The organism is Bacillus sp. FSL R5-0560 (genome assembly GCF_037966305.1).
In the GTDB taxonomy this organism is placed as follows: Bacteria; Bacillota; Bacilli; order Bacillales; family Bacillaceae; genus Bacillus; species Bacillus mojavensis.
Genome location: NZ_CP150195.1, coordinates 1247586 through 1261048 on the forward strand (window position 1 = coordinate 1247586; position 13463 = coordinate 1261048).

Sequence of the window (13463 nt, forward strand, 5' to 3'; positions counted from 1 at the left end):
AAAAATAGGATAGAATTAGTACCTGATACTAATAATTGATCATAACCTGATTGATCTTCTAAATTAACTATATAAAGGAGTCTTCCCTTATGAAAGCTGGAATACTTGGAGTTGGACGTTATATCCCTGAGAAGGTTTTAACAAATCATGATTTAGAAAAAATGGTTGAAACTTCTGACGAGTGGATTCGTACAAGAACAGGAATAGAAGAAAGAAGAATTGCCGCAGATGACGTATATTCATCACATATGGCTGTTGCAGCAGCGAAAAAAGCGCTGGAACAAGCTGAAGTGTCCGCTGAGGATCTCGATATGATTCTCGTTGCGACTGTCACACCTGATCAGTCATTTCCTACAGTTTCTTGTATGATTCAAGAGCAGCTCGGCGCAAAGAAAGCATGTGCCATGGATATCAGCGCGGCTTGTGCAGGCTTTATGTACGGGGTTGTAACCGGCAAACAATTTATTGAATCCGGAACCTATAAGCATGTCCTTGTTGTCGGTGTAGAAAAGCTCTCAAGCATTACAGACTGGGAAGACCGCAACACAGCCGTTCTGTTTGGCGACGGAGCGGGCGCTGCGGTAGTCGGGCCAGTCAGTGATGACAGAGGAATTCTTTCATTTGAACTAGGAGCAGACGGCACAGGCGGTCAGCACTTGTATCTGAATGAAAAAGGACATACAATCATGAATGGACGTGAAGTTTTCAAATTTGCGGTCCGCCAAATGGGTGAATCATGCGTAAATGTCATTGAAAAAGCAGGGCTCTCAAAAGAGGACGTCGACTTTTTGATTCCGCATCAGGCGAACATCCGCATCATGGAAGCTGCACGTGAGCGTTTAGAGCTTCCTGTCGAAAAGATGTCTAAAACAGTTCATAAATATGGAAACACTTCTGCCGCATCCATTCCTATTTCTCTTGTAGAAGAATTGGAAGCCGGTAAAATCAAAGATGGCGATGTGATCGTCATGGTAGGATTCGGCGGAGGATTAACTTGGGGCGCCATTGCAATCCGCTGGGGCCGATAAAAAAAGGTGAGGTGCACACAAGATGAGTAAAAAAAGAGTAGTTGTTACAGGACTCGGAGCATTGTCTCCGCTTGGCAACGACGTTGATACAAGTTGGAATAACGCAATCAACGGTGTGTCCGGAATTGGTCCGATCACTCGTGTTGATGCTGAAGAATATCCGGCTAAAGTAGCCGCTGAATTAAAAGACTTTAATGTTGAAGATTACATGGACAAAAAAGAAGCAAGAAAAATGGACCGTTTCACTCAATATGCTGTTGTCGCTGCGAAAATGGCGGTTGAAGACGCAGGTCTTAAAATTACTGATGAAATCGCGCCGAGAGTCGGTGTTTGGGTTGGTTCCGGAATCGGAGGACTTGAAACGCTTGAGTCTCAATTTGAAATCTTCTTAACAAAAGGCCCAAGACGGGTAAGCCCGTTTTTTGTGCCGATGATGATTCCTGATATGGCGACAGGCCAAATTTCTATTGCTTTAGGAGCAAAGGGAGTTAACTCTTGTACGGTAACTGCATGTGCAACAGGGACAAACTCTATCGGTGACGCGTTTAAAGTCATTCAGCGCGGCGATGCAGACGCTATGATCACAGGCGGAACAGAAGCGCCGCTGACTAGAATGTCATTCGCTGGCTTCAGTGCCAACAAAGCGCTTTCTACAAATCCTGATCCGAAAACAGCAAGCCGTCCGTTTGATAAAAACCGTGATGGATTCGTCATGGGTGAAGGTGCGGGAATTATCGTTCTTGAGGAACTTGAGCACGCACTTGCACGCGGCGCTAAAATTTACGGAGAAATCGTCGGTTACGGCTCGACGGGAGACGCTTATCATATCACAGCGCCTGCCCAAGACGGCGAAGGCGGAGCGAGAGCGATGCAAGAAGCCATTAAAGATGCGGGCATTGCGCCTGAAGAGATTGACTATATCAATGCTCACGGCACAAGCACATATTACAATGACAAATACGAAACAATGGCGATTAAGACTGTTTTTGGCGAGCATGCCTACAAACTTGCGGTAAGCTCTACAAAATCTATGACGGGCCACCTTCTAGGCGCGGCGGGCGGTATTGAAGCCATTTTCTCTATCCTTGCCATTAAAGAAGGCATGATCCCGCCAACAATCAATATTGAAACGCCTGACGAAGAATGCGATTTAGATTATGTGCCTGGTGAAGCACGCAGACAAGATCTCAGCTATGTTCTCAGCAACTCACTGGGATTCGGCGGACATAATGCAACGCTCATCTTCAAAAAATATCAGTAATCATGACGCCAAACCGGCTGCCCTAAAAGGGTAGCCGGTTTTTTTCGTGCGCATAGGATAAAAAAGAGGAGGCGATAGCATGAGCGTGGAACAAACATACAAATGGTTTGAAAAAGCCGCTTCAATAGATGATCTGGCGCATTACATTGTCCCGCACTTTTCAGGAACGGAGAAAGAAGACTGGAAAGGCATCTTGAGACATTTGCAGCATCACGGAATGTTTAAAAACATAGAAGAGGGAATAAGCACGTCTTCCATTCTGAAAGAAAAAGGACTTTTTCAGCATATACAAAAAGAGGAGCAGTATCTCAAAAAGAAGTGGCAAGGACCTGACGTGCCAATCGTAGCACTGCCGGTTGATGAACGAAACAGAAGAATCCGTTTAGAATTCGGATCAAAATCAGGGCTCGCCTTTCCAGATAAAATGTTTCTCTTTCTCTCGTCAGATATCGAATTATCCTCGGTGTCAGCCCTTATGACACATGAATATCATCATGTTTGCCGGTTAGATCATATGACTAAAGAGGAAAAAGACGTCACATTACTTGATACAATCATCATGGAGGGGTTGGCAGAATATGCTGTTTATGAGAGGTTAGGCCAGAGCCAAACGGCTGACTGGACCAACTGGTATACCCCTCTGCAGCTTGAGGTTTTTTACGAAAAAAAGATTGCGCCCCATCTGAACATTAAACGGGAACATCGATTGTTCGATCAGCTTTTATACGGCAAAGGATACCAGCCGAAAATGCTTGGATATGCAGTCGGATTCAATATTGTAAAAAAATATTTATCAGAGAACAAAGCCAATACAGCAGACGGGCTGTCCATCTCTCCTGAAACCTTTTTGAAGGCAACGCTTTAATAGAATAAAATAATGGAATTTCGTTAATAATATTACATTTATCCTAAAAAATTCTTGATTTTGCAAAATGATTGTAATAATATACAACTATAAAATTTTTCGATAATTCAATATTATTTATTATTTCTGAATAAAGGGATTACTTTCTCTTGAAAACGTTTGACGACAAGAGGGGGAAAGGGGAGCTAGCATGAGCACACTTTTAGAAGTGAATAATTTAAAGACTTATTTTTTTAGAAAAAAGGAGCCGATCCCTGCGGTGGACGGAGTCGATTTCTACATCAAAAAAGGCGAAACCGTCGCGCTTGTAGGCGAATCCGGCTCCGGCAAAAGTATTACTTCATTGTCTATTATGGGTCTTGTCCAGAGCTCAGGCGGAAAAATCATGGACGGTACGATTAAACTCGAAGACAAGGACCTCACCTCATTCACTGAAAATGACTATTGCAAAATCCGCGGAAACGAAGTATCCATGATCTTTCAAGAACCAATGACCTCCCTCAATCCGGTGTTAACGATCGGAGAACAAATTACCGAAGTGCTGATTTACCATAAAAACATGAAGAAAAAAGAAGCATATCAAAGAGCCGTCGAACTCTTGAAGATGGTTGGGTTTTCAAGAGCGGAGCAAATTATGAAGGAATATCCGCACCGTCTATCTGGCGGAATGAGACAGAGGGTAATGATCGCCATCGCGCTCAGCTGTAATCCAAAACTGCTGATTGCCGATGAACCGACAACGGCGTTAGACGTGACGATACAAGCCCAAGTGCTGGAGCTAATGAAGGATCTCTGCCAGAAGTTTGATACGTCAATTTTGCTGATTACACATGACTTAGGTGTTGTATCGGAAGCAGCCGACAGAGTGATTGTCATGTACTGCGGACAAGTCGTAGAAAATGCTTCAGTCGATGAGTTATTTTTAGAGCCCCTTCATCCTTATACAGAAGGACTGCTTATGTCGATTCCCGTCATAGATGGAGAGATTGATAAATTAAATGCGATTAAAGGCAGCGTGCCGACACCAGATAATCTGCCGCCGGGGTGCCGTTTTGCTCCAAGGTGCCCAAAAGCCATGGATAAATGCTGGACCCATCAGCCTTCGCTTTTGACACATAAAAGCGGAAGGTCAGTGAGATGCTTTTTATATGAGGAAGAAGGTGCCGAACAATCATGACAGCAGCTAATCAGGAAACAATTTTAGAACTTCGGGACGTGAAAAAATATTTCCCGATCCGCTCAGGCTTTTTTCAAAGAAAAGTTGGTGATGTAAAAGCGGTGGACGGTGTTTCGTTTTCCTTAAAAAAAGGAGAAACACTTGGAATCGTTGGAGAATCGGGCTGCGGAAAATCGACTGCCGGCCGGACGATGATCAGGCTGTACAAACCGACTGAAGGCCAAATTTTCTTTAAGGGGCAGGATATTTCCAATCTGTCAGAGGAGAATTTACGAAAAAACGTCCGCAAAAATATCCAGATGGTCTTTCAAGATCCATTCGCTTCGCTGAATCCAAGAAAAACGCTGCGTTCTATTATTAAGGAGCCTTTTAACACGCACCATATGTACACGATGCGAGAACGAAATGAGAAAGTCGAAGAGCTGCTTGCGAGAGTAGGTCTTCATCCGTCGTTTGCCTCCCGCTATCCTCATGAATTTTCCGGCGGACAGCGTCAGCGGATCGGCATTGCGAGAGCCCTCACGCTGAATCCGGAGCTTATCATTGCAGACGAACCGGTTTCTGCACTTGATGTATCGATTCAGGCCCAGGTCATCAACTTAATGGAAGAATTGCAGGAAGAATTTAATCTGACGTATCTATTTATCTCTCACGATTTAAGTGTCGTCCGCCATATCAGCGACAGAGTCGGGGTAATGTACCTTGGCAAAATGATGGAACTGACCGATAAGCACGAGTTATATGACAATCCGCTCCACCCATACACCCAAGCGCTTTTATCATCTGTCCCGGTTACAAGAAAAAAAGGATCTGTCAAACGCGAACGCATCGTCCTGAAAGGAGAACTGCCCAGCCCGGCCAATCCGCCAAAAGGCTGTGTTTTCCATACGAGATGTCCCGTTGCAAAACCAATATGCAAGGAACAAATACCAGAATTCAAAGAAGCTGCTCCCAGCCATTTTGTGGCTTGTCACCTTTATAGCTAACTTGTCGCCCACACAGCTTTGAGAGGGGGTATGCATACTACATAAACAGCAGCTAAGAAGAACGACCATTTCAAGAGGGGGAATATGGAATGAAAAGACGTAAAACCGCACTGATGATGCTAAGTGTATTGATGGTGATGGCCATCTTTTTATCGGCCTGCTCGGGATCAAAATCGAGCAGCAGCAGTGAGAAAAAATCAAACGGAAAACCGCAGCAAGGCGGGGATTTGGTTGTGGGTTCAATCGGTGCTCCGACACTTTTCAACTCATTATATTCAACTGATGAATCGAGTACGGATATTGAACAAATGATTTATAGCTTTTTAACAAAAACAGATGAAAAATTAAATGTCAAAATGTCATTGGCTGAGAGTGTCAAAGAGCTGGATGGCGGACTGAAATATGATGTAAAAATCAAAAAAGGCGTGAAGTTCCATGACGGAGAAGAACTTACTGCCGACGATGTAGTATTTACGTTTAACATCCCGCTGAACAAGGATTACAAAGGTGAGCGCGGCTCTAACTTTGAGATGCTGAAGTCAGTAGAGAAAAAGGGAGATTACGAGGTTTTATTTACCCTGAAATACAAAGACCCTAACTTCTATAACAATACGTTGGACAGCTACGGCATTCTTCCTGAGCATATTTTAAAAGATGTACCTGTTGCGCAGCTTGAAGATAATGAATTTAACAGAAAAAATCCGATCGGCTCAGGGCCTTTCAAATTTAAAGAATGGAAAGATGGACAATACGTGAAGCTCGTTGCCAATGATGATTACTATGACGGGCGTCCGTATTTAGACAGTGTGACGTATAAAATCATTCCTGATGCCAATGCTGCGGTTGCCCAGCTTCAAGCGGGGGATATTGATTTCTTTAACGTTCCGTCAACTGATTATAAGACAGCTGAATCGTTTAATAATGTCAAGGTTGTAACAGACTTGGCGCTGAGCTATTCATATATCGGCTGGAATGAGAAAAACGAGCTCTTTAAAGACAAAAAAGTGCGCCAGGCGCTTACCACTGCGTTAGACCGTGAAACGATGGTTGAAACTGTATTGGATGGCGACGGAGAGGTCGCTTATATCCCGGAAAGTCCGGCTTCCTGGAACTATCCGAAAGGCGTAGAAGTGCCTAAATTTAAATACAATGTGAAAAAAGCGAAGAAGATGCTGAAAGAAGCCGGCTGGGAAGATACTGACGGTGACGGCATCCTAGATAAAGACGGCAAAAAATTCGAGTTTACCCTGAAAACGAACCAAGGAAATAAGGTGCGTGAAGATATTGCAGTTGTTGTTCAAGAGCAGCTGAAGAAAGTCGGTATTAAAGTAACGCCGCAAATCGTGGAATGGAGTGCGCTTGTTGAGCAAACCAGCGCCCCTAATTGGGACTATGACGCAATGGTATTAGGCTGGAGCCTGTCCACATTCCCGGATCATTACGATATTTTCCATTCAAGCCAGTCTGAAAAAGGCTTAAATAACATGTGGTATAAAAATCCAGAGGTCGATAAACTTCTGAAAGCTGCAAAATCGATCAGTGACCGTGAGGAATACTCTAAAGCCTATGAGAAGATTTACCAAAAGCTTGCTGAAGATCAGCCGTACACCTTCCTTTATTATCCGAACAACCATATGGCGATGCCAGCTAACTTAGAGGGTTATGTGTATCATCCGAAACGTGAACTATATCAGATTGAAAAATGGTGGCTTGCCCAATAATTTTCCCTTGAAGGGGAGGGAGCGAATTTCCTTCCCCTTCTATATTGAAAAAGAACCACAAAGGGGACAAGAATATGGTTACATATATCATTCGAAGAACATTAGCTTCAATTCCTATCTTATTAGGAATTACAATTTTGTCTTTTGTCATTATGAAAGCGGCTCCCGGAGATCCGATGACGCTTATGATGGACCCTACCATCAGCCAGGCAGACAGAGCGCAGTTTATTGAAAAATACGGCCTGAATGACCCGGAATACGTTCAATATTTAAAATGGCTCGGCAATATGGTTCAAGGGGATTTCGGGACGTCCATTATCAGAAAAGGAACGCCTGTTTCAGAGCTGATTATAGCAAGGCTACCTAACACACTCCTCCTTATGCTGGTGTCGACGATTTTGGCGCTGATCATTTCAATCCCATTTGGCGTGATTTCTGCAAAAAAACCTTATTCAAAACTGGATTATGGCATTACATTTACTTCATTTATCGGTTTAGCCATTCCGAACTTTTGGTTCGGTCTGATTTTAATTATGGTGTTTGCTGTGAACCTCGGCTGGTTCCCAACTGGGGGAGTCGCTACTCTTAACACAGATTTTAGCTTATTAGACCGGATTCATCATTTGTTATTACCCGCATTTGTGTTAGCTACGGCAGATATGGCTGGCTTAACGAGATATACTAGGTCAAATATGCTTGATGTGTTAAACCAAGACTATATCCGAACAGCCAGATCAAAAGGCTTTAAAGAAAATCGTGTGCTATTTAAGCATGGCTTGCGGAATGCGCTATTGCCTGTTATTACGATCTTCGGTTTAATGATTCCCTCATTTATCGGCGGAGCGGTTGTTGTAGAGCAGATTTTCACTTGGCCGGGGCTGGGAAAACTGTTTGTCGATTCGGCATTCCAGCGTGATTATCCGGTTATTATGGCAATGACCGTGATTTCGGCAGTGCTTGTCGTGATCGGAAACCTCATTGCAGACATCCTTTACGCGATTGTTGATCCGCGGATCGAATATTAAGAGGAGGGAAACAGAGATGTCAGAGCTGCAAACAACTCCCTCGCCGGAGATTAGACTGAAAGAAAACATTTCGAAAAAACCAGAGACGATGACCAAGATCTTTTGGGAAAAATTTTCGAAAAACAAGCTGGCCATTCTAGGTGCCGTCATTCTGTTTATCATTATTATGTCGGCTGTTTTCGCTCCTTTGATTGCACCTTACCCCCAAGAGCAGCAAAGCCTGCTTGACAAGTATAAAGCGCCGGGCCTTGAACATTTAATGGGAACGGATAAATTCGGCCGCGATATTTTCAGCCGGATTTTGTATGGAGCGCGCGTCTCTTTATTGGTCGGTTTTGCTTCTGTAGTCGGTTCTATTTTAATCGGAACTGTATTAGGGGCGTTAGCAGGTTATTTCAGAGGATTAGTCGACGCTGTCATTATGCGTTTAGTCGACATTGTATTATCCATTCCGGATATTTTCTTGCTGATCACGCTGGTTACCATTTTCAAGCCTGGCGTGGACAAACTAATTTTAATTTTCTGTCTCACCGGCTGGACAACAACGGCACGATTGGTAAGAGGAGAGTTTCTATCGCTTCGTTCAAGGGAATACGTTCTGGCTGCTAAAACAATCGGAACGAAGACGCACAAAATTATCTTTTCACATATTCTCCCCAATGCGTTAGGACCGATTATTGTGTCAGCAACATTAAAGGTAGGCTCAGTCATTCTCGCTGAGTCCGCGCTGAGCTACTTAGGCTTCGGGATTCAGCCGCCAATCGCAAGCTGGGGAAATATGCTTCAAGACGCACAAAATTTCACAGTGATGATTCAAGCATGGTGGTACCCATTATTTCCCGGGCTATTTATTTTAATTACTGTGCTGTGCTTCAACTTTGTCGGAGACGGCTTGCGGGATGCTCTGGATCCTAAAAATATTAAATAAAATGAAAATCTTTTTCGTTAGAAAATGTAACGAATTCCTGAAGTAAGCAGATTTCCTTTGTCAGAAAATATACGAGGAAGTCTGCTTCTTGTGTTCATAAAAGAAACCCAGTTATTCCAGATTTCCTCAATCTCTATGGAATAATTTCTCTGCACCTTGCCTATACTGTGGACAACAGTTTTTATAAAGTGAGGGGTTAGAGATGTTATTTCTTCATGATGTGTGGGTCAATTGGTTTGAAGGGGAAGAAAATGGCTACAATGTATGCCACTTTCATGAATGGCGCAAGGAAGATACGGTTGAGCTTTTGGACCAGGTGCCTCTCTTAAGGGTGCCGTCAGTACTGTTTCATTACATAGAAAATGATTTGTCAGAGCTTCCGAAAGATTTGCTTGAAGAGGTTCATCAAAAATCGTACATTCGCAAAAATCATGAACGCACAAAGCTGGAGTATTGTTTTGTTGTGACAGACGGAATCGGCATTTTGGCTGTTGATACAATCGGCTACACGATCCCTGTCAGAAAAAGCCGCCTTATCCCGCGGCAGGAGCAGCTCGTGTATGAAATGGTGAAAGATGTAGAGCCGGAAACGTATGAATTTGAGCCGAAGAAGCTGGAGTCCTCAAAAGAATATCATATCTTATCATTGGCACCAGAGCACGTCAGAGGATTAACGAGAAAAGAGCGGCAAATTAAGCAGCTTATGTTTATGGCGCTGGATCAATTAAAAGGGCTGAAAAACCGTGCGGAGATCGGCTACTGGTACACAGAGTGGAACCCGCATATGTATGAACAAATCAAACGGATGAGCTTTGAAGAGATTTGGGACATGCTGTATAACGAAACAATTGAAGGCTGGTCGGACAAGCATTTGGCTTTTTGCGAAAATCTGATCAAAGGACAGCCTTTTTTCGAGAAGCTTTGGGAAATGGAAAATGAATCAAAGGTAAACTAAAAAAAGCCGCTCTTTGCAAATCGCAAGAGCGGTTTTTGATTAGCGTCTTTTTCGGCCAAGACCCATGGCGTTTTCCATTTTTTTGAGCATTTTGTGCGCTGTCCGGTTCGCCCGCTCAGCGCCTTCATCAAGAATCCGGTCTAATTCTTCGGATTCAATCAGTTCATGATAACGGTCTTGAATTGGCTTCAATGCACCGACTACCACTTCTGCCAAATCACCTTTGAACTCGCCATAGCCTTTTCCTTCGTATTTCGCTTCAAGCTCTTCAATCGTCGTATTGCCGAGAATTGAATAAATCGTAAGTAGATTGGAAACGCCAGGTTTGTTTTCTTTGTCAAATTTTACAATGCCTTCAGAATCAGTCACAGCGCTTTTGATTTTCTTTTCAAGCAGCTTTGGTTCATCCAGCAATGTAATAAAAGATTTCTGGTTCGGATCAGATTTACTCATTTTCTTCAGCGGGTCAGTCAAAGACATGATCCGAGCGCCTACTTTTGGAATCTTCACTTCCGGAATTGTAAAGATGTCGTTATATTTTTTGTTAAATCGCTCTGCAAGGTTTCGTGTCAGCTCAAGGTGCTGCTTTTGATCCTCGCCGACAGGCACAAGATCTGTACCGTACAGCAGAATATCTGCAGCCATCAGCGGCGGGTATGTTAACAGGCCCGAGACAACTGCTTCTTTTCCATTTGACTTGTCCTTAAATTGAGTCATTCGCTCAAGCTCGCCGATATAAGCGACGCACTGCATCATCCAACCGGCCTGTGCATGTGCGGGAACCTCTGATTGAATAAACAGCGTTGCCTTTTCAGGGTCGAGACCGACAGCTAGATAAAGCGCCGCCAAACTGCGGATATTTTTTCTCAGCTGAAGCCGATCCTGAGGAACTGTGATTGCATGCTGGTCTACGATGCAAAAATAGCTGTTATAATCATGCTGCAGTTCGACAAACTGCTTCATTGCACCGATGTAGTTGCCGAGTGTAACGGAACCGCTCGGCTGGATGCCTGAAAAAATCGTCTGTTTCATTGGAAAATCAACCTCATTTCTTAAAACATAATAAAAAAGGCTCATTCTTCCCCTGTAAAAAAGGGACGAATGAACCGTGGTACCACCCTGATTATTCCATTAAAATGGAATCACTCTGGCGTTTGTAACGGAGACTGCTCCGGCTGAGCCTACTTTTTGGTTCGGTCAGCTGCTCCAAAGTCCATTCCACATTGCCCGTTATCTGCTCCCAGCACCGCAGACTCTCTTCAAACGGGTGAAATGTGTACTACTCTTTTTCATAGCAAGCTTTTCTTTTGATTGCTTCATTATAAATCAATTATAACCAATTGTCATCCTGAAAAAACATTCTTTTTGCATGAAAATTGTAATGATATAAATAATAGAACAGCCGTAAATCGCCCAAATGATAACTGCTCTCAGCGGTTAAACAGCTAGATATTATATGTATAAAGCAATATGGATTGGAAACTCCTACAATAGTTTTTAATCAATTTACGCTTTAAACGGTAGAAGGATATCGCGTTATTGGCAGAAAAACTAACGAAGTTTAAAAATTTTAAATTGATAAAATAATATTGCAATAAAGAATTTGTTTCATTATAATGAACTTGTTCACTCTATTGTTACAGCTTTTTTACAAAAATAATCAGAAAAGACGGAACAGAATAAAAGTTATGCAAATTCAGGTTCATTTGTCTGATATTTCTGAGGATTTAGCCGTAAGGAGCTGAAAAATGATTATTAGGGGGTTTGTGGATATGAAAAAACGTTGGTCGATTGTCACGTTAATGCTCATTTTCACTCTCGTACTGAGCGCATGCGGCTTTGGCGGCAGCGGTTCAAACGGTGATGGGAAAAAAGACAGCAAAGGGAAGACAACTCTTAACATTAATATTAAAACTGAGCCGTTCTCCTTACATCCGGGATTGGCAAATGACTCGGTATCAGGCGGTGTTATCCGTCAGACTTTTGAAGGATTGACACGTATTAATGCAGATGGTGAGCCCGAAGAAGGTGCAGCCTCTAAAATTGAAACAAGCAAAGATGGAAAAACCTATACGTTTACGATTCGTGATGGTGCAAAGTGGTCAAATGGCGACCCTGTCACAGCGCAAGATTTTGAATATGCATGGAAATGGGCGCTTGATCCTAATAACGAATCACAATACGCTTACCAGCTCTACTACATAAAAGGTGCTGAGGCGGCAAATACCGGTAAAGGAAGCCTTGATGATGTGGCAGTGAAAGCTGAAAACGATAAAACATTAAAGGTTGAGCTAAACAACCCGACTCCATACTTCACTGAATTAACAGCATTTTATACTTATATGCCGATTAACAAAAAAATTGCAGAGAAAAACAAAAAGTGGAACACAGATGCCGGAGATGATTACGTGTCAAACGGACCATTTAAGATGACGGCATGGAAACACAGCGGATCTATCGATCTTGAAAAGAATGATCAATACTGGGATAAAGACAAAGTCAAACTGAAGAAAATCAATATGGTTATGATCAACAACAACAATACTGAACTGAAAAAATTCCAAGCTGGTGAACTTGATTGGGCCGGTATGCCGCTCGGACAGCTTCCGACTGAATCTCTGCCTAGCTTGAAAAAAGACGGTTCTTTACATGTTGAGCCGATTGCAGGTGTGTATTGGTACAAATTTAACACTGAAGCGAAGCCGTTAGACAACATAAATATCCGTAAAGCTTTAACATATGCAATTGACCGCCAATCGATTGTTAAAAACGTTACACAAGGTGAGCAAATCCCGGCTATGGCCGCGGTTCCGCCGACAATGAAAGGATTTGAAGATAACAAAGAAGGCTACTTCAAAGACAACGATGTCAAAACGGCAAAAGAATACCTTGAAAAAGGCCTGAAAGAAATGGGCTTAAGCAAGGCATCTGACCTGCCGAAAATCAAATTATCTTATAACACGGATGATGCACATGCAAAAATCGCTCAAGCAGTGCAAGAAATGTGGAAGAAAAATTTAGGCGTTAATATTGAGCTTGATAACTCAGAATGGAATGTATATATTGATAAGCTTCACAGCCAAGATTATCAAGTCGGCCGTATGGGCTGGCTTGGCGACTTCAACGATCCGATTAACTTCCTTGAGCTGTTCCGTGACAAAGACGGAGGAAATAACGATACCGGCTGGGAAAATCCAGAATTCAAAAAGCTTCTGAACCAGTCACAAACTGAAACAGATAAAACAAAACGTGCAGAGCTGCTGAAAAAAGCAGAGAATATTTTCATTGATGAAATGCCAGTTGCTCCAATCTATTTCTACACTGATACATGGGTACAGGATGAAAACCTAAAAGGTGTTATCATGCCAGGTACTGGTGAGGTTTATTTCAGAAACGCATATTTTAAATAAGGCTTTATCTGAAAATAAAAGACCTCAAGGTATATGGGGAAAAAAGCCCCATATACCTTTCTTTCTTACTGATGGAGTATAAAAAAAGTAAAAACCATGGAGGTGTT

The 13463-nt window shown here is 42.8% G+C and carries 11 protein-coding genes and 1 other annotated feature; of the genes, 10 read left to right on the forward strand and 1 reads right to left on the reverse strand.

Translation table 11 applies throughout. The features are described from left to right. Nucleotides 1–89: 89 nt before the first annotated feature. The 9 genes from fabH (at nt 90) to NST56_RS06300 (ending at nt 9946) form a co-directional block, all read left to right on the forward strand. Nucleotides 90–1028, forward strand: coding sequence for a beta-ketoacyl-ACP synthase III (gene fabH / locus NST56_RS06260; RefSeq protein ID WP_010333732.1), 939 nt, complete (start codon nt 90–92; stop codon nt 1026–1028). A 22-nt stretch (nt 1029–1050) separates the two neighbouring features. Then, nucleotides 1051–2289, forward strand: coding sequence for a beta-ketoacyl-ACP synthase II (fabF, locus tag NST56_RS06265; protein ID WP_106022352.1), 1239 nt, complete (start codon nt 1051–1053; stop codon nt 2287–2289). 79 nt (nt 2290–2368) lie between these two features. Next, nucleotides 2369–3154 (forward strand): DUF2268 domain-containing protein, encoded by a 786-nt coding sequence (locus NST56_RS06270; RefSeq protein ID WP_268446763.1) that lies wholly within the window; start codon nt 2369–2371, stop codon nt 3152–3154. 190 nt (nt 3155–3344) lie between these two features. Beyond that, a complete protein-coding gene (gene appD / locus NST56_RS06275) occupies nt 3345–4331 on the forward strand; it encodes an oligopeptide ABC transporter ATP-binding protein AppD (protein ID WP_010333735.1) in 987 nt (328 codons plus the stop codon). Continuing rightward, nucleotides 4328–5317, forward strand: coding sequence for an oligopeptide ABC transporter ATP-binding protein AppF (gene appF / locus NST56_RS06280; RefSeq protein WP_029441207.1), 990 nt, complete (start codon nt 4328–4330; stop codon nt 5315–5317). The genes appD and appF overlap by 4 nt, the downstream gene beginning before the upstream one ends. 89 nt (nt 5318–5406) lie before the next feature. Further along, nucleotides 5407–7038, forward strand: a complete 1632-nt coding sequence (locus NST56_RS06285; protein WP_010333737.1) for a peptide-binding protein — start codon at nt 5407–5409, stop codon at nt 7036–7038. A gap of 74 nt (nt 7039–7112) precedes the next feature. Beyond that, nucleotides 7113–8063: an ABC transporter permease gene (locus NST56_RS06290; RefSeq protein WP_010333738.1), complete on the forward strand. Its 951-nt coding sequence runs from the start codon at nt 7113–7115 to the stop codon at nt 8061–8063. Between the two features lie 16 nt (nt 8064–8079). Next, entirely contained in the window at nt 8080–8991 is a 912-nt protein-coding gene (gene appC, locus NST56_RS06295; RefSeq protein WP_010333739.1) for an oligopeptide ABC transporter permease AppC, read from the forward strand. 202 nt (nt 8992–9193) lie between these two features. Then, nucleotides 9194–9946, forward strand: a complete 753-nt coding sequence (locus tag NST56_RS06300) for a YjbA family protein (protein WP_029441208.1) — start codon at nt 9194–9196, stop codon at nt 9944–9946. A gap of 39 nt (nt 9947–9985) precedes the next feature. On the opposite strand, the gene trpS is transcribed toward NST56_RS06300, so the two are convergent. Then, nucleotides 9986–10978, reverse strand: coding sequence for a tryptophan--tRNA ligase (gene trpS / locus NST56_RS06305; protein ID WP_229147843.1), 993 nt, complete (start codon nt 10976–10978; stop codon nt 9986–9988). Nucleotides 10979–11036: 58 nt separating this feature from the next. Beyond that, nucleotides 11037–11248: a binding site (T-box leader), on the reverse strand. A gap of 470 nt (nt 11249–11718) precedes the next feature. Here trpS and oppA point away from each other — a divergent pair. Continuing rightward, on the forward strand, nt 11719–13356 hold the full coding sequence (gene oppA, locus NST56_RS06310; RefSeq protein WP_010333742.1) for an oligopeptide ABC transporter substrate-binding protein OppA: 1638 nt from the start codon (nt 11719–11721) through the stop codon (nt 13354–13356). Nucleotides 13357–13463 lie beyond the last annotated feature (107 nt).